Raw genomic sequence first — 23669 nt, forward strand, 5'->3', positions numbered from 1 at the left:
CTTCGCAGCCCAACGCGGGGCAAGCCCGCTCGCCACGGGTTACTGTTTGCTAGTTTGGCATTACGGGTTGGCCCGGCGCGCCAGTGGCGGGGGCAGTGAAACAAGTTATCGCACGTGGCGAAGAGGACAGTGGTAGAGTTTCGTTAAAACATTAACTAACTGAAGCCTGATGCCCAGACCCATGCTCAAACCTCGACAATCCCTGACATTGACCCTGTTGCAGGCCCGCGAAGCGGCCATGAGTTTTTTCCGCCCCTCGCTCAATGAGCACGGCCTGACCGAGCAACAATGGCGGGTTATCCGCATTCTCAGCCAGCACGAGGAACTGGAAATCTACCAATTGGCCGAGTTGGCCTGCATTCTCAAGCCGAGCATGACCGGTGTGTTGGTACGCATGGAGGCCGCCGGCCTGGTTCATCGCCGCAAGGCCGAGCAGGACCAGCGGCGGGTGCTGGTGACCCTGGCAGACAAAGGCTGGGCCAGCTTCGACTCCATGAGCCAGTGCATGGAAGAGAACTACCAGCGCCTGCAAGCGCAGTTCGGCGAAGAGAAATTGCAGACGCTGCTGGGGTTGCTCGATGAGTTGAAGGCCATCAAGCGTTGAGTGTCAGCCCACCTGTTGCGTACGGGTGGGCGTGTTGAAACGACGACGCGGGTTCAGTACACACCGCCGGCCTTGAGCGGCGCCACGCTATCCTTGAACGTGGCTGCCAGGCTTTGCAGGCCGCGCATCAGCACGGTGGTGTCGACCCCCACCGCCACGAACGCAGCGCCCAGTTCGATATAGCGCCTGGCCAGGGTCGGGTCCGCACTGAGAATACCCGCGGCCTTGCCCGCCTGGCGAACTCGCGCGATGGCGTCTTCGATCGCCGCCTGCACGGCGGGATGCCCTGGGTTGCCGCGGTAACCCATCGACGCACTCAAATCCGCCGGGCCAATGAACACCCCGTCGACGCCGTCGACCTGCGCGATCGCGTCCAGGTTGGCCAGGCCTTCGAGGTTCTCGATTTGTACCAGCAGGCACATCTGTGCGTCGGCCTGGTCCAGGTAGCCGGGAATGCTGTTCCAGCGCGACGCCCGGGCGAGGGCGCTGCCCACCCCGCGAATGCCCTGGGGCGGATAGTGCATCGCGCGTACCAGCTCCCGTGCCTGGTCGGCGCTTTCGACCATCGGCACCAGCAGCGTTTGCGCGCCGATATCCAGCAGTTGCTTGATCAGTGCGCTATCGCCGACCACCGGGCGAATGATCGCTTGGCTGGCGTAAGGCGCAATGGCTTGCAACTGGCCGAGCATGCCACGCAGGTCATTGGGGGCGTGTTCGCCGTCGATCAGCAGCCAGTCAAACCCGGCATTGGCTGCCAGCTCCGCGCAATAGGCATCGGCCAGGCCGAGCCACAGGCCGATCTGGGTTTCGCCGCTGCACAGGCGCTGCTTGAAGCGGTTGATGGGCATCTCCATGAACGGTCCTCCAGGGTCAGACAAATCGGCAGGCAATCGAGCCCAGCATGTCGTAGTCGACATGGAAGGTGTCGCCGGGGTTGGCTGCCACCGGACGGGTAAATGAGCCGCCGAGGATGATCTGCCCAGGCTGCAAGGTCACGTCATAGGGCGCCAGCTTGTTCGCCAGCCAGGCCACCCCCTTGGCCGGGTGGTTGAGTACGGCGGCGGATACGCCGGATTCTTCGATCACGCCGTTGCGGTACAGCACCGCAGGCACCTTGCGCAGGTCGATCTCGGTCGGGCGCACGGCGCGGCCCCCCATGACCACACCGGCATTGGCGGCGTTGTCGGAAATGGTATCGAACACCTTGCGCGTGGCCTGGGTCTGCGGGTCGACCTGCTGGATGCGCGCATCGATGATTTCCAGCGCCGGGATGACCCATTCGGTGGCGTCGAGCACATCGAAAATCGTGCAGTTCGGGCCCTTGAGCGGCTTGCCGAGAATGAACGCCAGCTCCACCTCGACGCGCGGCACGATAAAGCGTGCGAAGGGAATGTCGGTGCCTTCGTCGAAGAACATATCGTCGAGCAGGGCACCGTAATCCGGCTCGGTGATGTTCGACGACACTTGCATCGCGCGGGAGGTCAAGCCGATCTTGTGGCCGACCAGCTTGCGTCCGTCCTTGATCTTCTGCGCGACCCAGGCGCGTTGTATCGCGTAGGCGTCGTCAATCGTGATCGCCGGGTAATCCAGCGAAAATTGCCGCACCTGTTCCCTGGAGCGCTCGGCCCGGTCCAGTTGTGCGGCGGCTTGCAGAATCTGCTGTTGATCGAGCATGACGAAGTTCTCTTACTGTGGATTGACGATGGCCGCGTCGGTGCGCAGGACCAAAAAACCGCCCAGGGCGATAAACAGGGCCAGCACATACAAGGCCAGGCTGGCGCTCTGGGTGGTGTCCCGCATCCAGCCGATCAGGTAGGGCGCGAGGAACGAGGCGATGCTGCCAAACGAACTGATCAGGGCAATCCCCGCCGCCTGGGTGCTGTTGGACAGGAAGGCCGGCGGCAACTGCCAGAACATCGGCAGGGCGGCGCTGGCCCCCATGCCGGCGATCACCAGGCCGCTCAATACCCAGGTCGGATTGGTCGGCGACAGCCCGGCCACGGCGATACCGATCGCCGACATCAGCAGGGGCACGCACAGGTGCCAGCGCCGCTCACGGTTGCGGTCGGATGAGCGTCCGCACCCGATCATGAAGAAACACCCGGCCAGGTAGGGCACCGCACTGAGCAGGCCGACCTGGCTGTCGCGGCCGATACCGGCGCCGTGGATCAGGGTCGGCATCCAGAACGCCAGGGTGTTGACTGCGAGCATCACGGCGAAATAGATCGCCACCAGCAACCAGACCTGCGGGTCGCGCAGAATGCCGCCAAACGAGGTGATCGACTTACGCTGCTCCTCACTGCTCAGTTGCGTGCGCAGTTGCTGCTTTTGCAGCGGATTGAGCCACGTCACCGTCTCGAAGGTGTCCGGCAGGCACTTGAGCACCACCAGGCCGAGGAGGATCACGGGGGCGCCTTCGATCAGGAACATCCACTGCCAGCCGCGCAAGCCGCCAAAGTCATGGAAGTGCTCCAGGATCGCCCCGGACAATGGCCCGCCGATGACACCGGCCATGGGCACCGCAATCGCAAACAGCGCGGTGACTTGCGCCCGACGACGCGCCGGGTACCAACGGTTGAGAAACACCAGAATCCCTGGGAAGAAGCCCGCTTCGGCCACCCCCAGCAAAAAGCGCAGCACGTAGAAACCGGTGGAGCTTTCGATCCACAGCATACTGGTGGAGAGCACCCCCCAGACCACCATCAGGCAGGCGATCCAGCGCCGTGGCCCGACCCGGTCGAGGGCGATGTTGCTGGGCACGCCAAACAGCGCGTAAGCGATGAAGAACAGTCCGGCCCCGAGGCCGTACACGGTGTCGCTGAAATGCAGGTCGGCGCTCATCTGCATCTTGGCGAAGCCGATGTTGATCCGGTCCAAATGGGCAAACAGATAACAGATCAGCAGCAAGGGCATCAGGCGCCAGGTGACGACGCTGTGGGTGCGCTGGTGTTCAAGCAGGGTGGTGCTGTCGGCGGTATTGGCTGTGCTCATGATGTTGTACTTTTTTTTGAGTGGCCGTTGGCGGAAGGCGAGCGCTGTTCAGCTCGCCTGGTTTTTCAAGAAGGCATGCACGTTGTTTTGCTTGAAGTTGAGCTCGGGGTGCAGCTCGATCATCTCGAACGACAACGCCAGCAAGCGTTGTGATTGCAGCTCGGCGAAGTGCTGGGTGATCACCTCGAACAGGCTTTCGGCGACCGCCTTGCGCGTCGCCAGGTCGCGTCCGTGGCCGACCTTGAGGGTCATGTGGACGAAGGCGTAGTCGTGCTTGCCGTCGGCCATGCGCCAGGTGTCCAGGCGCACGCCACGGCTGCGGATGCCGCCGAGGGGAAATACGCCGCTGTCGCCCAGCACGGTGTGGACCTTCTGGAACAGGGCGGGCAGGTCGGCGTGCTGCTCGATGTTGTCGGTGTATTCAGCAATGAAGTGCGGCATGTGCGGCTCCCGGTTCAGAGGGGGAAAATGGCATTGATCTGGCCGGTGCCGGAACTGCCGAACGGCGGGGTGATGATCTCTGCCGGCTGGTGGTAGTCCGGCCCGCCCAGCAGGCCCAGGAGCATCGCGGTATCGTGCATCTTGCCTTCGCCGAAACAGTGTTCGGCGTAGTCCGGGAGCATCGCGCAGAACTCCTTGAAGCGGCCTTGCTTCCACATCTCTACGACGTGCAGGTCCATCTGCTTGTCGAATTCACGGGTCCAATTGTGGATATTGGCTTCGGCTTCGCGGTCGTCCGAGAAGCGGTGGGAGAGGGAACCCGAGGCCAGCACCAGGACTTTGCGGTCGCTCTTCTCGATGGCCCGGCGCACCGCGGCGCCAAACGTGAAGCTGTCTTCCAGGCGGTGCCAGGCGCACCAGGCGGCAATCGAGATGACGTCGAATTTCTGCGCGTCCGGCACGTCCATGTGCATGTAGCGCATCGGTACCAGGGTGCCGTATTCGAGTTCCAGACTCGGGATGTTGTGGGCCATGGTGCGCACGCCCGCCAGGTTGGCTTCGGCGGCGATCAACTCGCCCAGCTCGGGGCAGCCGGGGTAGTCGTATGCCATGTTCTTGATGAAGTGCGGCAGCTCGTTGCTGGTGTACGTCCCCTTGAAGTGCTCGCCGCAATTGACGTGGTAACCACTGTTGACCAACCAATGCACGTCAAACACCACCGCCGTGTCGGCCCCCAGTTCACGAGCACGGCGCCCGATTTCCTTGTGCCCGGCGATGGCCGCTTCGCGGCAACCGTGGTGCTTGCCGGGCAGTTCCGACAGGTACATTGAGGGGACGTGGCAGATCTTTGCGGCCAGGACGACTTCGCCCATGATGATTCTCCTGAATATTTATTCTTTTGTAGGAGCGAGCTTGCTCGCGAAAAACGTCAACGATAACGCAGCACTTCTGTTAGCCAGCGGCGCCTGCGGATTCTTCGCGAGCAAGCTCGCTCCTACCGGAAGCGGTGTTGTATCCGGGTCACACACCCCAGCGTGGAATGTGATGACTGCCCATGGAAATGCACACGTTCTTGATCTCGGCGAACACTTCGAAGCTGTACTGGCCGCCTTCACGGCCGGTGCCGGAACCTTTTACCCCACCAAATGGCTGGCGCAAGTCCCGCACGTTCTGGCTGTTGATGAACACCATGCCGGCTTCGATGCCGTAGGCCAGACGATGCGCCTTGCCGATGTCCTGGGTCCAGATGTAGGACGCCAGGCCGTACTCGGTCTCGTTGGCCAGTTGCAGTGCTTCGGCTTCGTCCTTGAACGGGATCAGGCATACCACCGGGCCAAAGATCTCTTCCTGGGCGATGCGCATCTGGTTGTTCACATCGGCAAACACTGTCGGCTGGATGAACTGCCCGCGGCTCAAGTGCGCCGGCAGGTTGGCCGGACGCTCCAAGCCGCCGGCGAGGAGGGTGGCGCCTTCCTCGATCCCAATCTTGATGTAGCCGGTGACCTTGTCGTAGTGGGCCTGGGTGATCATCGAGCCGACCTGGGTTTTCGGGTCTTGCGGGTCGCCGACGATCAGGCGCTTGGCGCGCGCGGCAAACTCGGCGACGAACTGTGGATACACGCTCTCCTGAATGAAGATCCGGCTGCCGGCGGTGCAGCGTTCACCGTTGAGCGAGAAGATCGTGAACAGCGCGGCGTCGAGGGCGCGTTCCAGGTCGGCATCTTCGAAGATCAGCACCGGCGACTTGCCGCCCAGTTCCATCGAGTATTTTTTCAGGCCGGCGGTCTGCATGATTTTCTTGCCGGTGGCGGTGCCGCCGGTGAACGAAATCGCCCGCACGTCCGGGTGACGCACCAGCGCATCCCCGGCGGTGGCGCCGTAGCCCTGGATCACGTTCAGCACCCCCTTGGGAATGCCGGCCTCGAGCGCCAGGCGCCCCAGTTCATTGGCCGTCAGCGGCGACAGCTCGGACATCTTCAGCACTGCGGTATTGCCCAGTGCCAGGCATGGCGCGGTCTTCCAGGTGGCCGTCATGAACGGCACATTCCAGGGCGATACCAGCGCGCAGACACCCACCGGCTGGTACAGGGTGTAGTTGAGCATCTGGTCGTCCACCGGGTAACTGTGGCCGTCCATGCGGGTGCAGACTTCGGCGAAGAAATCGAAGTTGTGGGACGCCCGGGGAATCAACACATTCTTGGTCTGATGGATCGGCAGGCCGGTGTCGAGGGTTTCCAGCTCGGCCAGGTGCGGCACGTTCTGTTCGATCAGTTCACCAAGCTTGCGCATCAGGCGCGCACGTTCCTTGGCCGGTGTGCCTGCCCACTTCGGAAAGGCTTCCTTGGCCGCCGCGACCGCTTGCGCGACTTCCTCGGCGCCGCCGCTGGCGACTTCACCGATGGCTTCGCCGGTGGCCGGGTTGTAGTTGATGAAGGTGTCTTTGCTTTCGACCTCACGGCCGTTGATCCAGTGTTTGATCATATTGCTCAAGCCTCTTTACGGGCGGCGAAAAAGTCCGCCTCGCTGACAATTCGATTAACCAGGCGACCCACGCCTTCGACTTCCACGATCACTTCGTCCCCCGGCACCACATCGGCCAGGCCTTCGGGCGTACCGGTGGCGATCATGTCGCCGGGTTGCAGGGTCATGAAGCTGGACAGGTATTCGATCAAGTACGGGATGTCGAAAATCATGTCTTTCGTGCTGCCTTCCTGACGCAGTTCGCCGTTGATCCAGGTGCGCAGTTTCAGGTTGCTGGGGTCTGGCACATCGGCGACATCGACGATCCACGGGCCCACCGGCGTGGTCGCATCGCGGTTCTTCACCCGCAGGTTGGGGCGGTAGTAGTTTTCCAGGTAGTCGCGGATCGCGTAGTCGTTGCACACCGTGTAGCCGGCCAGGTATTCCAGCGCGTCTGCGCGCTTGACGTTGCGCGCCGGCTTGCCGATCACCGCTACCAGCTCGCACTCGTAGTGCATGTAGGCGACATTGTCCGGGCGCCAGGTCACCTGGTTGTGGCCGGTGTAGGTGCCGGGGGACTTGATGAAGGCCAGCGGTTCGGTCGGCGGCTTGAAGGCCAGTTCGGCGGCGTGGTCGGCGTAGTTCAGGCCGAGGGCGAACATGCTGCCGGTGGCCGGTGGCAGCCACTCGACCTGGTCTTCGGCGAGCAGGCGACCGTCGGCCAGGCGCACGGCGTTTTGGGCTTCGACCTGCACCTGGTGCGTGGCGCCTTCAAAGCGAATACGGGCATGTTTCATGACAGCTCCTCTGCCTTGATGTGGTTGACCAGCCGGCCCAGGCCGCTGATCTCGACTTCAACCGTGTCGCCGGGTTGCACATCCACGCGGCCTTCGGGCGTGCCGGTGATCAGCACATCGCCTTCATGCAGGGTCATGAACTCGCTGATTTCGGCGATCAGTTGGGGAATGTCGCGCACCCAATTGGCGGTAGAGTTCTGCTGGCGCAGTTCGCCGTTGACGAACAGTTTCAGGCTCAATTGGTTGGGATTGCCGATCTGGTCGCGGCCGACCAGTTCCGGACCGAGCGCACAGAAGCCGTCGCGACATTTGGCCTTCACGGCCGGGCGGTAGTAGCTGTCTTCGGGCAGGCTGAACTCATTGACGATGGTGTAGCCGGCCACGTGCGCCATGGCGTTCTCAACGCTGACGCGACTGGCGCTTTTACCGATCACCACGCCAAGCGCAGGGCCGGCCTGCAGGCGTTCACCGGTGGGATACACAACGCTGCCGTCATGGCCATTACGGGTGTTGGGGGTCTTGATGAACAGCACCGGCTTGACCGGTGGCTTCTGGTAAGGCGCTTGTTCGAATTCGGCGAGACGTTGGTTCAGCAACCCCTGGTAGTTCAGCGCAACGCCGAACAGGGTGCCGTTCGCAACATCGTGCAGGGCACGGCTCATGCTTTTCTCCTGGCAGTGACGGAGCGGATCAAGGCCGGCTCCTGGAATTATTGTTAACCTGTTAACGTTATAATTAAGATGTTAACTATCGTCAAGCGTGGCAAACTCTTCCGAGCGTGGTGCAGGGCTGAAATCCGGCGCAGGATGAGCGTTTCAGGCCGGCTGACCCCCCAATAAAAAAGAGAACGTCGCGATGATTGATCGTAAGCCGATCCCCAACATCAACATCGGCCAGGTGTACGACCAGCGCTACAGCGATGCCGAAGTGCATTACGACAAGCTGGGCAACCTGGCGGAGTTTTTCGGCCGCAACATGCCCGTGCATCGGCACGACCGTTTTTTCCAGGTGCATTACGTCAAGAGCGGCGCGGTGCGCGTTTACCTGGATGACCAGCAATACCTGGAGTCGGGGCCGATGTTTTTCCTGACGCCGCCGACGGTGGCCCACGCTTTTGTCACCGAAGCGGACGCTGACGGGCATGTGCTGACGGTGCGCCAGCAACTGGTCTGGGGCCTGGTCGATGCTGACCCGACGCTGGTGCCCGGTTCGCAATTGCCGGCGGCCTGCGTTGCGCTGGCCCAGTTCCCGCCTGAAGTCAGGCGGCTGGAGTTTCTGTTCGAGGAACTGAGCAATGAAATCAACATGGCCGGCGCCGGGCGCAGTGCGGCGTTGGACAGCTTGACCCGCTTGATCATGATCAGCCTGCTGCGGCTCTGCGCCAACTCGCTGCAAGCCCGGCCTGCGCGTCATGAAGACCTGCGGATCTTCCATCGCTTCAACGAGTTGATCGAGGACCATTACCTGCAACATTGGCCGCTGTCGCATTACGCTGACCGTATCGGCGTCACGGAGGCACGCCTCAATGACGTGTGTCGACGGATCGCCGATTTGCCGTCCAAGCGCTTGATCCTGGAGCGGGTGATGCAGGAGGCCAAGCGGCTCCTGCTGTTCACGGGCAGTTCCGCCAGCGAAATCTGCTACCAACTGGGCTTCAAGGACCCAGCCTATTTCAGCCGGTTCTTTCAGCGTTACGCGCAGATGACGCCGGGGGAATATCGCCAGCGGCAATCGGGTTTGCGGTGAGGCCGTCATCGTGACTTCTCCCAGGGCGTCATTGCACTCATGATCAGTGCAGCGCTGTCGCCGAAAAATGGCTTTTACGGCGAACGGCTTGCACATTTCGCAGCCCTGGGATCACCACAGCGCCACGCTGTAGCCGACGATGATGCGGCTTTCGTCGATGTCGCTGGTCAAGCCATTGCTCGATCGCAGGGTGGCATTGCGCAGCCGCACGTTGACGTTCTTCAACGGCCCGCTTTGTACGGTGTAGACCAGGTCGGTGTCGCGCTCCCATTCGCGGCCGTTGCGCACGGTGGCGGTTTGCGCATGCGAGCCGTCGACATAGCGCGTCATGAAGGTCAGCCCAGGCACGCCGAGGGCGGCGAAGTTGTAGTCGTATCGCGCCTGCCAGGCATCGGTGTTGGCCTTGGTGAAGATGTTGATGGTCACCAGGTTGACCGAATAGGGGTCTTGGCCCGGGAAAGCAAAGTCGCCGTCGCCGGACAGGTTCTGATAGCCCAGGCCGAATTTGTGTGCCCCCACCGACAGGCTGAACATGCCGTTGAAAAAGCGGTTGTCGATTCGCCCGCCATCGACCCTGGAAGGGCTGCGCAGCCGTGCGCTGCCTTGTTCACGGGTGTCGAAATAACGCAGGTCGCTGCGCAGGCTCACGCCTTCGGCCAGCGGCAGGTCATGCACCAGGCCGATAAAATTCTGCCGGTAAATGTCCTGCATTTGCGCGTAGTAGTAGGTCGCCGCCAGATGAGGGTTGATGGCGTAGGTGCCACCGGCCAGGTCCAGGTGGCTGCTGGTGACACCGCCGTAACTCATCGATTCGTTGTTGGAGGAGTCGCGCAGGTTCTGTTTCTCCAGGCGGCCGACGTTGAGGGTCAGGCCGTCGATCTCCTGGGAGGTCACCAGCTCACCGTTATAGGTCGACGGCAGCAAGCGGGTGTCGTTGTAGGCGGCCACTGGCAACAACGGTTGCAGGGTGCCGAGCTTCAGGACGGTTTTGGAGACGCGTAGTTTGCCGGTCAGGCCGAGTTCGCTGTAGCTGTCGGCCGGCTCCCCGCTGGCACCCGCCGGCAGCAGGCCGGTACCTCGACGGTCACGGCTGGAGTCGAGTTTGAGCCCAAGTTCACCCAAGGCATCCACGCCAAAACCGACCACGCCCTGGGTGTAGCCTGACTCCAGGCGCAACACAAAGCCCTGTGCCCATTCTTGTGCCTGGTTCTGCGGCGCGTTGCTCTGGCGAAAGTCGCGGTTCATATAGAAGTTGCGCAGGTCCAGGTTGGCCTTGCTGTCCTGGATAAAGTCGGCGTGGGCAACCAGAGGGGTAAACGCGGCGCACAGGCCAGCGCTTGCCGCCGTGCGTAAGAAGCACGAATGCATGAGGGACGTTCCTTTTGTTGTTTTTGTGGGTATGGCCCCTGTCAGCTCAGGGTTGGTATATTGTTAACATGTTATCGTTGTGCGCGGTAGGTGGTTTTGCAATATTTTGAAAAAATGTTTCTAGGTTAACGTTTTTTCGGGGCGGCCTTATTGCATGGGCGTAGCGCCGACTCTAAGCTTCGACGCTTCGACCTCAACTGTGCGTGGAACCATGTCAACCCCTAGACCGTCCCTTACGCTGACTTTGCTCCAGGCCCGCGAGGCGACCATGGCGTTCTTTCGGCCGTTGCTCAATGAACATGACCTGACCGAACAGCAGTGGCGAGTCATTCGGATCCTGCGCCAGCAGGGCGAGTTGGAGAGCCATCAACTGGCGCACCTGGCGTGCATCCTCAAACCCAGTCTGACCGGCGTGCTGAGCCGTCTGGAGCGGGACGGTATCGTCCGGCGCAGGAAGTCATCCGAAGATCAGCGCCGCGTGTTCATCGCCCTCACTGAACAGGGGCAGCAGTGCTTCGTCGACATGAGCGCAGGGATGGAAAGCAACTACCTGAAGATTCAGGAGCAGTTTGGTGAAGAGTCGTTGGCGCAATTGCTCGAGCTGCTTAACAAGCTCAAGAGCCTGAAGCCTTAGTGGTCTTGCCTGGCAGGCAATGACAAGAAGGTTTGTCACGTCCAGTCAAGTGCCGCGCTCTGGCCTGGCCTCTAATAAGCTGACTTACCGCCCCCCCCATAAGAGGACATGATCATGTGGACCAAACCCGCCTATACCGATATGCGCATTGGCTTTGAAGTGACGATGTACTTCGCCACTCGATGAGCCCCCCGATACGCCTGGAAACGGCGCGCCAGCCCTAGGTGTGCGCTGTACATCGACTATTTCGCCGGGCTGGACTTGAACACGCCGCTGAGGACAAAGGCGTAGCGTTCCGGACGGATAAAGAAGGTGGTGCGGTCGCAGCAGCGGCCGTCGGCAAAGTACGAGGTGCGCTCCATCACCAGCAGCGCCGCGCCGCGTTTGACGTGCAGGGTGCTGGCCAGGCTTGCGTCGGCGGCTTGCGCACGAATGGCCAGGTCGGCACGGGTGACGGCCTGGCCGGTGATCGACTCCAGGATCGAATAGATCGGTTGATGCTCAACGTCGGTCCAGACCACACTGGCCAACTCGGCCGGCAGGTGGCTGCGGCCCAGGGCGATGGGTTCGTCATCCACGAAATGCAGGCGCTCCAACAGCAGACAATCGTGCGCGGCTTCAAACAATCCCTTCAAGGCTTCCGGAACAGGCTGCAGCGTGTGGCCGATCACCTGCATGCTCGGTTTGAGTCCTTGCAATAACAAGGCTTCATGGAAACTGCGCAACGCATCCAGGCCATGTCGAACCTGTTTCGCCGCGACGAACGTGCCTTTGCCTTGCTTGCGCTCTACCACGCCGTCGTCGCTGAGCTTGCCCACCGCCAGGCGCACCGTGACGCGGCTGACCCCAAAGCGTTCGCCCAGTTCGGCTTCTGAAGGCAGTTTGCCGGAGGGTTCGAAATCGCCGCGCTGAATCTCCTCCAGCAAACGATGGGCGATCTGTTCGTAGAGCGAGGTGGTGCTGTCGCGAAGAATGGACGTAGACACGGTCGGCTTCCAGGGGCCTCGGAGTGGGGCGGTACGCCTTCACTTCTAAGGTTATAAAAATAGGTTATTGGGACAACTTGTATTAATACGTATTATGTCAGGCATTCCCATTGTAAACGACCTGACGATACTTGCCATGCCCGACTCCTTGCCTTACGCACCGCTGCAAGCCGACGCCCTGACGGTCGATGCCATCAGTTTCAGCTACCCCAACGGGCATCGGGTGTTCAACGCTTTCAGCCTGAACGCCAAGCCGGGCGAATTCGTCGCGATCCTCGGGCCGTCCGGCTGCGGGAAAACCACGTTGCTGAATCTGTTGTCGGGTTTTCAACAACCCCAGAGCGGCCAGATCAGCATCAACCAGACCGCCGTGCGGCCGGAGCGCTCGGAGTTGGGCTATGTGTTTCAGGCACCGCAGTTGTTTCCCTGGCTGAGCGCGCTGGAAAACGTGCGTTTCGGCCTGCGGATGACGGCACAGCTCAACGAGGATCAACAGCGCGCGCAGGCGTTGCAGTACTTGCGTCTGGTCGGTCTGGAAAGCGCGGCGCAACGCTTGCCCCATCAACTGTCGGGGGGCATGCAGCAGCGCGTCTCCCTGGCCAGGACCTTGGCGTTGGAGCCCAGTGTATTGCTGATGGACGAACCCTTCGCCGCGCTGGATGCGATCAGCCGCAACAGCATGAATGAAGAGACGCTGCGGATCTGGGCCGAACTGGGCCAGACGGTGCTGTTCATCACCCACGACATCGACGAGGCGGTGTTCCTGGCCGACCGGGTCATCGTGCTCAACATCGCCCCGGGCGGCATCCACAGCGAACTGGACATTCATCTGCCACGTCCGCGTTCCAACCTGAAAACCCGTCGCCTGCCGGCCTTTCTTGATTACCGCAATGAGCTGATGGAGCGCATTTCCCACGTCATGGAAGCGGCCGACGCCATCGCTGATCCCACCCCCCGTCAACCTGAGTTAACCGCATGATCAAACGTTCGCTGCTTGCTCTTTCCTTGTCTGTTGCCGCCTTGGCAAGCAGCACATTTGCCGTGGCTGCCGAAGAGAAACCCCTGCGCGTGGGGTATGTGTTCGCCATGGCCAACGCCCCGGCGCTGATCGCCGACAAGCAGGGTTACTACCGCGAGGAAGGCTTGAATGTCGACCTCAAGGCCCTGGGCGATGGCCCGGTGATCCAGCAGGCGTTGGCGGCCGGTGAATTGGACGTGGCCTATGTCGGCACACCGCCGGTGTACCAATGGTTTTCCCGCGGCCTGCAAAGCCGGATCCTGGCCAAGGTCAACTACGGGCAAGCCGCGGTCATTGTCGACGCCAAGAGCCCGATCAACAGCCTGGAGCAGCTCAAGGGCAAAAAACTCGCCGGGGTCAAGAAGGGCAGTGGCATGGACGTGCTGTTGCGCGGCTATGTGCTGAAAGAAAAAGCCGGGCTCAACCCGGACAAGGACCTGGACATCATCGACATGCCACCGGGCAACATGAACGCGGCGCTGGAGCGCGGGATTGTCGATGCGGCGTTTTCCTGGGAACCCTTTGTCAGCCAATCGTTGCTGCGCGGGTCGAGCCGGATTCTGCTCGACGTCAACCAGGCGCTGCCGAATTACCCCTGGTACGTGGTGATCGCTCTGCCGAAAACCTTGCAGGAACGACCGGATGATGTGGTCAAGCTGCTGCGTGCGCACCGCAAGGCCATCGCGTTCCTCAATGAGCATCCCGACGAGTCGAACCGGATCATCGCCGAGGCGTTCAAGCTTGAAGCGGTACAAGGGCCCGACGGCCAGACCATTGCCCCGCAGGCCATCGTCGCCCAGGCACGGACGCGATTGGGCTGGTCGGCGGACTTGCAGGCTGCGGACATCCAATTCATCCAGCGCCTGATGAATTACTCCCACGCGCTGGGCTTTATCGACACCACGCTCAAGACCGAGCAGATCGTGGATACCTCCTACCTGGAAAAAGCCTCGCGCTGAGTCTGAGCCTGTCATGTCCTTGCCAAAACCGAATTGGGGATGGGCTTCGCTGCCATTCCTGCTGTTGATCTGGATGGCCCTGGCCAGCCGCTTTCCCACCTACATCCTGCCGCAGCCCTGGGATGTGGCGCGCGAAGCCGTGCGCTGGCTCAGCGACGGTTCGCTGTGGCAGCACCTAAGGGCGAGTGTCCTGGAAGAAGTCGGCGGCTTCTGCGCCGCAGTGCTCGTGGCGATTGGGTTGGGCACCGCCGGTGGCCTGTCTTCGCGCTTTCGCGATTTCATCTCGCCGCTCAACAGCCTGTTCATGGCGATCCCACCCATCGCCTGGGCGCCGCTGATCATGATCATTTTCGGCCTGGGCTATGTCTCGATTGTGCTGGTGATTTTCATCGCAGCGGTGTTCCCCATGGCCGTCACGATCCAAGAGGGCGTACAGAGCATTCGCGGTGGCGAAGTCCGCGCCGCACGCACCTTGGGCGCCAATGCCGGGCAACTGCTGGCCCACGTTTATCTACCCGCTTCATTGCCGTTCGTGACCGCAGCCTTGCGCATCGGCTTCAGCCAGGGGTGGCGGGCATTGGTTGCGGCGGAAATGATCGGCGCCTCCCAAGGCATTGGCTGGATGGTCTCCACGGGCGGGCAGATCGGCAACAGCAGCCAGGTGCTGCTGGGCATCGTGCTGATCGGCCTGATTGCCTGGCTGATGGAGAGTTTTGTGTTCCGACGCATCGAGCGTCACTACCAGAAATGGCGCGTGCAGTGAGCATCGCCATGTGTCTTCAAACCTTCAGTGGACCACTGCACGAGGTGTCATGTGAGTAACGTTTTCGATCCCCGCGAAGCCGGGCACTACATTGCCCCGCAAGGCCTCTACGAACGCAACAAGAAACGCCCGTTCCTGGGCAGCATCGACTGTGATCGCGACACGTTGGTCGCTGGCCAATGGGATGAAATCACCCTGGTCTACGAGGTCGGCGGCAGCGGCCTGGCCGACGGCGCGTGGTTGAAACTGGCCTTCAAGTTCTACTCCGACTGGGCGCTGTTCCAGACCTCGAACCCGGCCGGTCCCAACTACGTCAGTGCTGAATATCAGGCGGGCGAGTTGGTGCCCGGCCAGAGCCAGGCCACGGTGCAGCATTTGAAAGTGCGCTTCGACCAGAAGGGCCACGAACGGCCGTTCCAGAAAGCGATCATCATCGACATCATCGACGGCTACCTGAACCCCGGTGACAAAATCACCATTCGCCTGGGCGACCGTCGCCAGGGCGGGGCGGGCACGCGGGTGCAGAGTTTCGTCGAGAAAGACTTCCGTTTCCGGCTGTTTATCGACCCCCTGGGCAGCTCGAAGTTTGCCGAGGTGCCAGGCGATCCGTTGCTGAACATCGTGCCGGGGCCAGCGCAGAGCGTGCAGCTGATTGTGCCGCGGCTGGTCAGCGCTGGCGAGGTGTTTGACGTGCTGCTGCGGGTCGACGATGCCTGGGGCAACACGTGCCGCAACCTGCCGCTCAAGGGTGTGCTGACCCTGCTCGACCCTGAAGGCGGCGAGCGCCAACAAGCGTTTACCCTGGCCAATGAAGGGTGGGCGACGGCGCGGCTCGAGAGGTTTGACCTCGGGGCGGTGGGCGAGTGGCGATTGTCCGCCGAGGTGGAAACGCCTGGCGTGCGCGGCGCCCAGGCTTTCGTCAGCGTCGACCCGGCCGGCGGCGCATTGCGTCCGCTGTACGCCGACCTGCATGTGCACTCCGATGACACCGTGGGCACCAACGACACGCTGTACAACCTCAGTTACGGTCGCGATGTCGCCGGCCTCGATGTGCTCGGCTATACCGCCAACGACTTCAATATCACCGAGCAACGCTGGGATCAGGCGGTGAAGCTGATTCATGAACTCAACGAGCCCGGCCGTTTCGTCTGCTACCCCGGCACCGAGTGGTGCGGCAACTCCTGTGCGGGCGGCGACCGCAATGTCGTATTCCTGCATGATCGCAAGCCCGAGTTTCCGTTCGACAACCAAGGGCGGTTGGTGCGCTCTTTTGAGTGGAACGAGTTCACTGCCGGTACCATCAAGCCGGGCGCCTGGCCGGTGGATGAGTTATACGCGGCCTATGCGAAAGACCCGGAAGGTCACCTGATGATGCCCCATGTCGGCGGGCGCCGCTGCAACCTCGACTGGCACCACCCGGAGCTGGAGCGCTTGATCGAAGTCGGCTCGGCCTGGGGCCAGTTCCATTGGGTCTACGCCGAAGCCCTGCAGCGCGGCTATCGGGTCGGCGCCGCGGCGAACAGCGATGAGCATCAGGGCCGTTGCGGCGGCGGTGTACCGGCCACGGCGGTGTTCGGTTCGCGCGGCGGGCTGACCGGCGTAGTCGCCGACGGCTTCGACCGCGCGAGTGTCGGCAAGGCGCTGCGTGCCCGGCGCACGTTTGCCACCACCGGCGAGCGTTCGTTTGCCAGCCTGCGTCAGGGCCGGCACTTCATGGGCGAGGTGTTCACGGCGGATTCGAACGCAACGTTGGACTATCGATTGCTGGGCGAGGCGGGCTGGGAGCAGGTGGATTTGTTCGATGGCGATCAACTGATCTGGTCGCGCAACCTGCATCAGGAGCTGGGCTTTTCCACCCAACGTATTCGCCTGCGCCTGGGCGGCGCGCGGATCAAGGATCGTTATCGCGGTGCCTATTGGACCGGCGAGGTTCGGGTAACCGGGGCGGTGATCAACGGCTTTCGCGCCTTGGGCCTGGATCATCCGGAGCAAACCGTGTGGCGCAAGGACGCCACGACCCTGGCCTTTCGCACCGACACCAACGGCGACACCGACAGTATCGAAATCGACCTGTCGCAGCTGGTCGGCGCGAGGTTGCAGGTGTGCAGCCGCATCGACAACTACATCAAGGTCGGCGATCCGTCTGAACCGCAACCCTACGTGCATGCGCCGACGGTGCTGATGGAGCTGTCCGGCGAAGAATTGCTGGCGCAGTCCCAGGTGATTGAAGAGTTGCCGGGCGCCGAATTGAAAGTCTCACTTGAACGAACCACCGCTGCGCCGCTGCCGCGCGAGCTGCAAGGCACGATCGAGCTGGCCCGACTCAACCTGCAAGCGGGCCGTGAGCATCCGCTGTTCATCTGTGCGCGCCAGCGCGATCAGTCCCGGGTCTGGACCTCGGCGCTGTTCCTGACACTGACTTGAGGCCGTCGCGTTCAGACCGTACGTCAGCACGTTTGATGACTGGACAGGGAAGTCCGCTACATCAGTTGGCCGGCATTCGCGGACCGAGCGCCCTCTCATGAGGGCCATGCTCAGTAAAGGGTAAACAGGACGAACTCACTTCTCCCACTGTTCAAGCAGAATCGAAACAAACTTCTCTGCGGCTGGAGATAACGAAGCGCCGCGTCGGTAAACCAGCCCCAGTGAGCGGTTCACCACGGGCTCTACCAACGGGATGCTGACCAACGTTGGGTGATCCACGGCCGGCATCGCCAGGCTGGGGACGGCTGATACCCCGAGGCCCGCTTCCACCAGGCCCAGGGACGTCGAAAGATGCTGCACCTCATAGAACCACTGCGGGCGCCAACTCAACCCCGACAAGGCATGATCGAGCAACATCCGGTTGCCGCTCAGGCGTCCGACACCGATCAGACGGTAATTGCTGAGTTCCGACCAGGTCACCGCACTGCGTTCGGCCAATTCATGATCGCGTCGACACGCTAAGACAAAAGGCTCGTCGACCAAGGGGACGAACTCTATGTCGGGGTGCTGGCCGCTCATCATGTTGATGCCGAAGTCGGCTTCGCCGCGCAGTACCGCCTCCAGCCCTTCGTTCGCGCTCAGATCAAGCAGGCGGATCCGGATCTGTGGATAGCGCTCGTTGTAGAGGCGTATGACCGAAGGCAGGAAATAAAAGGCTGCGGTGGGGATACAGGCCAGGGTCACGCGCCCGCTTTGGCGTTCGGCCAACTCGCGGATATTGAGTATGGAGTCGTCGAAGTCGTCCAGCAGGCGGCGAGCCTTGGGTAGAAAGTCCCGCCCCACGCTGGTGAGGCTCACTCTTCTTGTGGTGCGGTCGAGTAGGGCTGTACCCAAGCCTTCCTCAAGTTTTTTCATGCGTCTGCTCAGCGCGGGCTGGGACAGGTGCAAGGCTTCAGCCGCTTCGTGGAAGCTGCCGAGTTCTGCGATTTTCACGAAAGATCGGATGTCGTTTAGCTCATATTGCATTTTTTATACCTCAACCAGAGGGGGCGGCGGCGCTCGCTCATCCTAATTTTATCATTCGCCAAACGCAATAATCCGGCCGATTTTTGCATTGGAAACATTTTTCAAAGCCTGCGACTCTTGCTTCAAGAGCATTAATCACCCCGATTGATCAATAAGAGTTGGTTTTCATGCAACGAATTCCTTGTGTGCTTATGCGCGGTGGTACGTCCAAGGGGCCGGTATTTCTCGCCTGGGACCTCCCTGATTCGATCGAGCAGCGTGATGAGCTGTTGCTCAACCTGATGGGCTCTGGCCACGAGCTGGAGATTGACGGGATCGGCGGTGGCAGCCCCCAGACAAGCAAGGTCGCGATCGTCAGCCCATCCCTGCACCCGGATGCCGATGTCGACTATTTGTTCGTTCAGGTCATGGTGTCCCAGCGTCGAGTCGATACAGCGCCCAATTGCGGCAATATGCTGTGCGCCGTAGGCCCGTTTGCCGTTGAGCAAGGGCTGGTCAAGGCCTCTAAAGGCCGCACGCTCGTGCGTATTCGCAACCTCAACACCGGGACGTTCGTGAACGCCGAGGTCTACACCCCCGAAGGAACCGTCAGCTATGAGGGCGACACCGCCATTGACGGCGTTCCGGGGACTGCCGCTCCGGTGCAACTGACCTTCCTCGATGCCGCGGGCAGCAAAACCGGCAAGCTTTTCCCGACGGGGCAGACACAGGACGTGATTGACGGCATCCCGATGACGTGCATCGACATGGCCATGCCAATGATGATCATCGAGGCGGGCCAATTGGGTAAGCGCGGTGATGAAAGCCCGGCTGAACTGGACGCCGACAAGGCGTTCCTGGGGCGTCTGGAGTCCCTGCGACTGCAGGCCGGCCTGGCAATGGGCCTGGGCGATGTGAGTGACAAAGTGATTCCCAAGCCTGTCCTGGTGTCTACGGCCAAGGCGGGCGGAACCATTCAGGTGCGTTATTTCATGCCGCATAATTGCCACCGCGCACTGGCGATTACAGGCTCCATTGGCCTGGCGACCGCATGTGTGACCGACGGCAGTGTGATTGCGCAATTGCTGGGCGGGGTGAGTGAGCCGCGCTTGAAACACGTGCGGATTGAACATCCAAGTGGTGGAATAGACGTTGTTTTGTCCTACACCGGTGCTCAGGGTGAGACAATTCGTGCCTCGGTCGTGCGTACGTCGCGCAGGCTGTTCTCCGGTTATGTATACGCTGCGGCTTCCCGACGACTCGCCGGGTAACTCCCCCTAGTCGTACCGTTTCTGCATCAGAACAATTCTAAAAATGGGTGATGCCATGAAGTTTGTAAAATCGCTCTACGTCCAGATTCTCTTCGCCGTTGTGTTGGGCGTGCTGGTCGGGCATTTTTGGTCGCAACAGGCTGTTGCCTTGAAGCCGCTGGGTGATGCCTTTATCAAGCTGATCAAGATGATGATCGCGCCAGTGGTGTTCTGCACGATCGTCACCGGTATCGCCGGCATGAGCGACAAACGCTCCCTCGGGCGTTTGTTGAGCAAGACCCTGCTGCTGTTCCTGGGCCTGACCGTGATCAGCCTGATCATCGGCCTGGTGTCGGTCTACCTGTTCAAGCCCGGTGTGGGCATGAACATCGACCCTGCGCAATTGAGTACCAAGGGGCTGTCGCAGTACACCGAGTCCGCGGCGAAGCTGGGCGTGGTCGAGTTTTTCATGCACATCATTCCGGAGACGTTCATCGGCGCTTTCAACAAGGGTGAAGTGCTGCCGGTGCTGTTCATTGCGGTGCTGTGCGGTTTTGCGCTTTCGTCGATTGGCGAGCGTGGCAAGCCGGTATTGGATGTACTGGAATCGGCTTCACACATGGTGTTCAAGATCTTCTCCTACCTGATGCGCTTTGCTCCCATCGGCGCCTTTGGTGCCCTGGCGTTCACGGTAGGGCAGTACGGCATCACCTCGCTGGGCTCGTTGGCCAAGCTGATCATGACGTTGTATATCGCCTGTGCGTTCTTTGTCTTTGTGGTGCTGGGCAGTATCTGCCGCGCCCATGGCTTCAGCCTTTGGAAGTTGCTGCGCTACTTGCGCGAAGAGTTCCTGGTGGTGCTCGGGACGTCTTCTACCGAGCCGGTGATGCCGCGGATGCTGGAAAAGCTCCAGGCCCTGGGTTGCAAGAAAAGCGTGGTGGGGCTGGTGTTGCCCACGGGCTACTCGTTCAACCTCGACGGCACGGCGATCTACCTCTCGCTGGCCGCCGTGTTCATTGCCCAGGCCTGCAACATCGACCTGAGCCTGACACAGATCGTGACCATGCTGGCAATCATGCTGTTGTCCTCGAAGGGCGCGGCGGGTGTCACCGGCTCGGGTTTTGTCGCGCTGGCGTCGACCCTGACGGTGATCCATGACATTCCCTTGGCCGGCCTTGCCTTGCTGATCGGTATCGACCGCTTCATGTCGGAAGCCCGGGCGTTGACCAGCCTGGCCAGCAACGCGGTGGCGACCGTGGTGATATCGCTCTCGGAGAATGCCTGTGACCGCGAAGTCTTGATGCGGACCCTGGAAGGCAAGCCTTCGCCTGACGTGCCCCCGGTCCTGACGCCACACTGGGATGATGTGAAGGTCACCAAACACGTCTGACCGGTCACGGCTCAGGCCTGCCCCCCCAATTAAATCAATGAATACCCCCCGCCAGGCACCGTTGGTCGTGCCATCTGGCGGGAACGGGGTCGCGCGCCTGTGCGTCGGCCACGCTACTCATAAGAACAAGAGAACTTACCTATGCTCGCATTGCTTGGCTTGGCCATGGTGGTGGTCTTCACCTTCCTGATAATGACCAAACGCTTGTCGCCGATTGTCGCCCTGACGGTGGTGCCTATCGTGTTCGCCGTCATCGGTGGGTTCGGTGGCACAACCGGCAAGATGATGCTCGATGGCTTGAAAATGGTCGCGCCTTCAGCGGCGCTGTTGCTGTTCGCGATCCTGTTTTTCGGCTTGATGATTGACGCCGGTTTGTTTGACCCGCTGATTCGCAAGATCCTCAAGCGCGTCAACGGCGACCCGATGAAAATCGCTGTCGGCACCGCGTTGCTCTCGCTGGTGGTGGCATTGGACGGCGACGGCACTACCACCTACATGATTACCTGTGCGGCCATGCTGCCGCTGTATAAACGTATCGGCATGAACCCGATGATTCTGGCCACCATTGCCATGCTTTCCCTGAGCATCATGAGCGGCATGACCCCTTGGGGAGGCCCCGCCACCCGAGCGATCGCAGCGTTGGGCCTGGACGCCGGTGCTTACTTCGTGCCCTTGCTGCCGACCATGATTGGCGGCGCGATGTGGGTGGTGTTCACCGCATTCCTGCTGGGGCGTGCCGAGCGCAAGCGCATCGGTAACGTGCAATTGCAAAGCGGCGGCGGTAACTGCTACATCGAAGCGATCCTCGAGGACACGCCGTACAAACGCCCGAAACTGGCCTACATCAACCTGTTGCTGGTGATCGCGGTGATGGTTGCCCTGGTCATGGGCATCATGCATTCGGCGATCCTGTTCCTGATTGGGTTCGTGCTGGCATTGATGATCAACTATCCGCAACTGGACATTCAGAAGGAACGCATCCTGGCCCATTCGGGCAACGCCATGACCGTCGTGCTGCTGGTGTTCGCCGCGGGTATTTTCGCCGGGATTTTCTCCGGTACCAAAATGGTCGATGCCCTTGCGCAAACCCTGGTTGACTGGATCCCACCCTCCTGGGGGCATCTGTTTCCGCTGGTGGTGGCAGTTACCAGCATGCCGCTGACGTTCGTGCTGTCCAATGATGCTTATTACTTCGGGGTCGTGCCGATCCTGGCTAACGCTGCCGCCGCCTATGGCATCGATCCGGTGGAGATCGCCCGCGCGTCGATTCTGGGTCAACCGGTCCACCTGATGAGCCCGTTGGTCGCTTCAACCTTGTTGTTGGTCGGCATGGTCGATCGCGATATCGGCGACTTCCAGAAAGCCACCGTCAAATGGGCTGTCCTCACCTCCTTGGTCATCACGGCGCTGGCGCTGTTGACCGGAGCGATCAGCCTCTTCACCTGATTCAACCAGGCCACTGGGTTCTTCTTCTGACGCGCCTCACCCGCGAGGCGCGCGACTTCCTGCACTTCAAATAACAACAATGAGTAGTTTGCCATGAGCACTTTGCATTCCCGACGCGCGCTGTTTTCAGTTATTGGTTTGTTGCCGCTGGCCACTGCCAGTGCAGAAGGATTTATCGACGACAGCAAACTCAAGCTGCAATTACGCAACGTCTATTTCAATGAAAACTTCCGTGACGAGCATGGCATGAGTGCCCGAGCCGCGAGGACGGCGAAGAGCGAGCGGACTGAATGGGCCCAGGGGTTTCTGTTGGACTACCAATCGGGATACACCCCAGGCACCCTCGGGTTCGGGGTCGATGCCCTTGGCCTGCTCGGGGTCAAGCTCGACTCCGGCCGTGGTCGCAGCGGTACCGGGTTGTTGCCCGTCCATGATGACGGGCGTGCGGCTGACGAATTTGCAAGCCTGGGTGTGACGGCCAAAGCCCAACTGGCCAAGACCACCGTCAAATACGGCACCTTGTTACCCAAGACACCGGTACTGATCTACAACGATGCACGCCTGATACCGCAAACCTACCAGGGCGCGCAGATCAGCAGCCTCGACATCCAGAATCTGAGCCTCACCGGGGGCCGCCTGGATCGCTTCAAGTTGCGTGACTCCAGCAACAGCATGCCGATCGTGCCCGATGGCTACAGTGGCGATAAGTCCGGCGACTTCAGCTACGCCGGTGCCGAATACAAACTGGGGAAAAACATCCGGTTGAGTTACTTCTACGGCGAATTGGAGAACTTCTACCGCCAGAACTTCGCCGGTATCCAGCACGATCTGCCGTTGGGCGGCGGCGTGCTGACCAGCGACCTGCGCTACTTCAACAGTGTCGATAGCGGTTCTGCCTACGCAGGCAAGATCGACAACGACATGTTCAGCGGCCAACTGTCTTACGCCATTTCAGGTCACACCTTCGGCGGCGGGTACCAGGCCCTCAGGGGCGACGCCGGTTTGCCCTATATCAGTGGCGCCACCGTTTATTCGTTCAGCAATGCCGGGATAGGCAAGTTCATCGAGGAGGATGAAAAGACCTGGATGCTGAGCTACGGCTATAACTTTGCCGCCCTCGGGGTGCCGGGCCTGACGTTCTCCACCCGCTACTTGAGCGGTAACGACGGCAAGTCCTCGACCGAGGTCAAGGAGTGGGAGCGGGACGCCGAAGTGGCCTACGTGGTGCAACAAGGCACCTTCAAGGGGTTGGGCGTGCGGTTGCGTAACTACGTGTACCGTGCCGACTACTCCCGTGGCCGGGACAGCAACCGTATTTACTTTACCTACGACATCGCACTCTGGTGAAATCGCCGATCGCGGCTCTGCGACGTTCGCAGGCCGCGTT

The 23669-nt window shown here is 61.1% G+C and carries 23 protein-coding genes; 12 read left to right on the forward strand and 11 right to left on the reverse strand.

The window, feature by feature from the left end:
* Positions 1-181 precede the first annotated feature (181 nt).
* The gene (hpaR, locus tag ACODSV_RS23495; protein WP_150056404.1) at positions 182-604 is read left to right on the forward strand and encodes a homoprotocatechuate degradation operon regulator HpaR; all 423 of its coding nucleotides are present in this window, start codon (positions 182-184) and stop codon (positions 602-604) included.
* 53 nt (positions 605-657) lie between these two features.
* On the opposite strand, the gene hpaI is transcribed toward hpaR (ACODSV_RS23495), so the two are convergent.
* The 8 genes from hpaI to ACODSV_RS23535 all read right to left on the reverse strand — a co-directional run bounded on the left by hpaI (position 658) and on the right by ACODSV_RS23535 (position 7955).
* Complete coding sequence (hpaI, locus tag ACODSV_RS23500; protein WP_102624519.1) at positions 658-1458, reverse strand: 4-hydroxy-2-oxoheptanedioate aldolase; 801 nt, start codon at positions 1456-1458, stop codon at positions 658-660.
* A gap of 16 nt (positions 1459-1474) precedes the next feature.
* Complete coding sequence (gene hpaH, locus ACODSV_RS23505) at positions 1475-2278, reverse strand: 2-oxo-hept-4-ene-1,7-dioate hydratase (protein WP_102624520.1); 804 nt, start codon at positions 2276-2278, stop codon at positions 1475-1477.
* 12 nt (positions 2279-2290) lie between these two features.
* Positions 2291-3595, reverse strand: a complete 1305-nt coding sequence (locus ACODSV_RS23510; protein WP_024075636.1) for an MFS transporter — start codon at positions 3593-3595, stop codon at positions 2291-2293.
* 48 nt (positions 3596-3643) lie between these two features.
* Complete coding sequence (locus ACODSV_RS23515; RefSeq protein WP_024075635.1) at positions 3644-4036, reverse strand: 5-carboxymethyl-2-hydroxymuconate Delta-isomerase; 393 nt, start codon at positions 4034-4036, stop codon at positions 3644-3646.
* A gap of 14 nt (positions 4037-4050) precedes the next feature.
* Positions 4051-4908: a 3,4-dihydroxyphenylacetate 2,3-dioxygenase gene (gene hpaD, locus ACODSV_RS23520; RefSeq protein WP_150056405.1), complete on the reverse strand. Its 858-nt coding sequence runs from the start codon at positions 4906-4908 to the stop codon at positions 4051-4053.
* A gap of 148 nt (positions 4909-5056) precedes the next feature.
* Positions 5057-6517, reverse strand: a complete 1461-nt coding sequence (gene hpaE / locus ACODSV_RS23525) for a 5-carboxymethyl-2-hydroxymuconate semialdehyde dehydrogenase (RefSeq protein ID WP_150056289.1) — start codon at positions 6515-6517, stop codon at positions 5057-5059.
* A 5-nt stretch (positions 6518-6522) separates the two neighbouring features.
* Positions 6523-7293, reverse strand: a complete 771-nt coding sequence (locus tag ACODSV_RS23530; protein WP_150056290.1) for a fumarylacetoacetate hydrolase family protein — start codon at positions 7291-7293, stop codon at positions 6523-6525.
* Positions 7290-7955: a fumarylacetoacetate hydrolase family protein gene (locus tag ACODSV_RS23535; RefSeq protein WP_069075941.1), complete on the reverse strand. Its 666-nt coding sequence runs from the start codon at positions 7953-7955 to the stop codon at positions 7290-7292. The genes ACODSV_RS23530 and ACODSV_RS23535 overlap by 4 nt, the downstream gene beginning before the upstream one ends.
* 193 nt (positions 7956-8148) lie before the next feature.
* On the opposite strand from ACODSV_RS23535, the gene hpaA reads away from it, so the two are divergent.
* The gene (gene hpaA / locus ACODSV_RS23540) at positions 8149-9039 is read left to right on the forward strand and encodes a 4-hydroxyphenylacetate catabolism regulatory protein HpaA (RefSeq protein ID WP_024075630.1); all 891 of its coding nucleotides are present in this window, start codon (positions 8149-8151) and stop codon (positions 9037-9039) included.
* Between the two features lie 111 nt (positions 9040-9150).
* On the opposite strand, the gene ACODSV_RS23545 is transcribed toward hpaA, so the two are convergent.
* Entirely contained in the window at positions 9151-10407 is a 1257-nt protein-coding gene (locus tag ACODSV_RS23545; RefSeq protein WP_024075629.1) for an OprD family porin, read from the reverse strand.
* Between the two features lie 211 nt (positions 10408-10618).
* On the opposite strand from ACODSV_RS23545, the gene hpaR (ACODSV_RS23550) reads away from it, so the two are divergent.
* On the forward strand, positions 10619-11041 hold the full coding sequence (gene hpaR, locus ACODSV_RS23550; protein WP_024075628.1) for a homoprotocatechuate degradation operon regulator HpaR: 423 nt from the start codon (positions 10619-10621) through the stop codon (positions 11039-11041).
* A gap of 114 nt (positions 11042-11155) precedes the next feature.
* Positions 11156-11227: a pyrroloquinoline quinone precursor peptide PqqA gene (gene pqqA / locus ACODSV_RS23555; RefSeq protein WP_081329280.1), complete on the forward strand. Its 72-nt coding sequence runs from the start codon at positions 11156-11158 to the stop codon at positions 11225-11227.
* A gap of 56 nt (positions 11228-11283) precedes the next feature.
* Here pqqA and ACODSV_RS23560 read toward each other — a convergent pair whose 3' ends face one another.
* Complete coding sequence (locus ACODSV_RS23560; protein WP_150054802.1) at positions 11284-12027, reverse strand: GntR family transcriptional regulator; 744 nt, start codon at positions 12025-12027, stop codon at positions 11284-11286.
* A 136-nt stretch (positions 12028-12163) separates the two neighbouring features.
* On the opposite strand from ACODSV_RS23560, the gene ACODSV_RS23565 reads away from it, so the two are divergent.
* Genes ACODSV_RS23565 through ACODSV_RS23580 form a run of 4 tightly spaced genes read left to right on the forward strand, consistent with a single transcriptional unit; the run spans position 12164 to position 17191 of the window.
* Positions 12164-13006, forward strand: a complete 843-nt coding sequence (locus ACODSV_RS23565) for an ABC transporter ATP-binding protein (RefSeq protein WP_150054803.1) — start codon at positions 12164-12166, stop codon at positions 13004-13006.
* Positions 13003-14004: an ABC transporter substrate-binding protein gene (locus ACODSV_RS23570; protein ID WP_069075943.1), complete on the forward strand. Its 1002-nt coding sequence runs from the start codon at positions 13003-13005 to the stop codon at positions 14002-14004. The genes ACODSV_RS23565 and ACODSV_RS23570 overlap by 4 nt, the downstream gene beginning before the upstream one ends.
* 13 nt (positions 14005-14017) lie before the next feature.
* Positions 14018-14767, forward strand: a complete 750-nt coding sequence (locus tag ACODSV_RS23575) for an ABC transporter permease (RefSeq protein ID WP_024075624.1) — start codon at positions 14018-14020, stop codon at positions 14765-14767.
* A 51-nt stretch (positions 14768-14818) separates the two neighbouring features.
* Positions 14819-17191, forward strand: a complete 2373-nt coding sequence (locus ACODSV_RS23580) for a CehA/McbA family metallohydrolase domain-containing protein (protein WP_150095597.1) — start codon at positions 14819-14821, stop codon at positions 17189-17191.
* Positions 17192-17326: 135 nt separating this feature from the next.
* Here ACODSV_RS23580 and ACODSV_RS23585 read toward each other — a convergent pair whose 3' ends face one another.
* A complete protein-coding gene (locus tag ACODSV_RS23585; RefSeq protein ID WP_024075622.1) occupies positions 17327-18217 on the reverse strand; it encodes a LysR family transcriptional regulator in 891 nt (296 codons plus the stop codon).
* A 167-nt stretch (positions 18218-18384) separates the two neighbouring features.
* Between ACODSV_RS23585 and ACODSV_RS23590 the strand changes: the two genes are divergently transcribed.
* The 4 genes from ACODSV_RS23590 (at position 18385) to ACODSV_RS23605 (ending at position 23629) form a co-directional block, all read left to right on the forward strand.
* Entirely contained in the window at positions 18385-19467 is a 1083-nt protein-coding gene (locus tag ACODSV_RS23590; protein WP_024075621.1) for a 4-oxalomesaconate tautomerase, read from the forward strand.
* Positions 19468-19510: 43 nt separating this feature from the next.
* Positions 19511-20836: a dicarboxylate/amino acid:cation symporter gene (locus ACODSV_RS23595; protein WP_069075946.1), complete on the forward strand. Its 1326-nt coding sequence runs from the start codon at positions 19511-19513 to the stop codon at positions 20834-20836.
* Positions 20837-20977: 141 nt separating this feature from the next.
* Positions 20978-22282, forward strand: a complete 1305-nt coding sequence (locus ACODSV_RS23600; RefSeq protein ID WP_024075619.1) for a CitMHS family transporter — start codon at positions 20978-20980, stop codon at positions 22280-22282.
* 93 nt (positions 22283-22375) lie between these two features.
* The gene (locus ACODSV_RS23605) at positions 22376-23629 is read left to right on the forward strand and encodes an OprD family porin (RefSeq protein WP_150054805.1); all 1254 of its coding nucleotides are present in this window, start codon (positions 22376-22378) and stop codon (positions 23627-23629) included.
* The last annotated feature ends 40 nt before the right edge of the window (positions 23630-23669 follow it).

This window comes from Pseudomonas sp. FG86 (genome assembly GCF_057808775.1).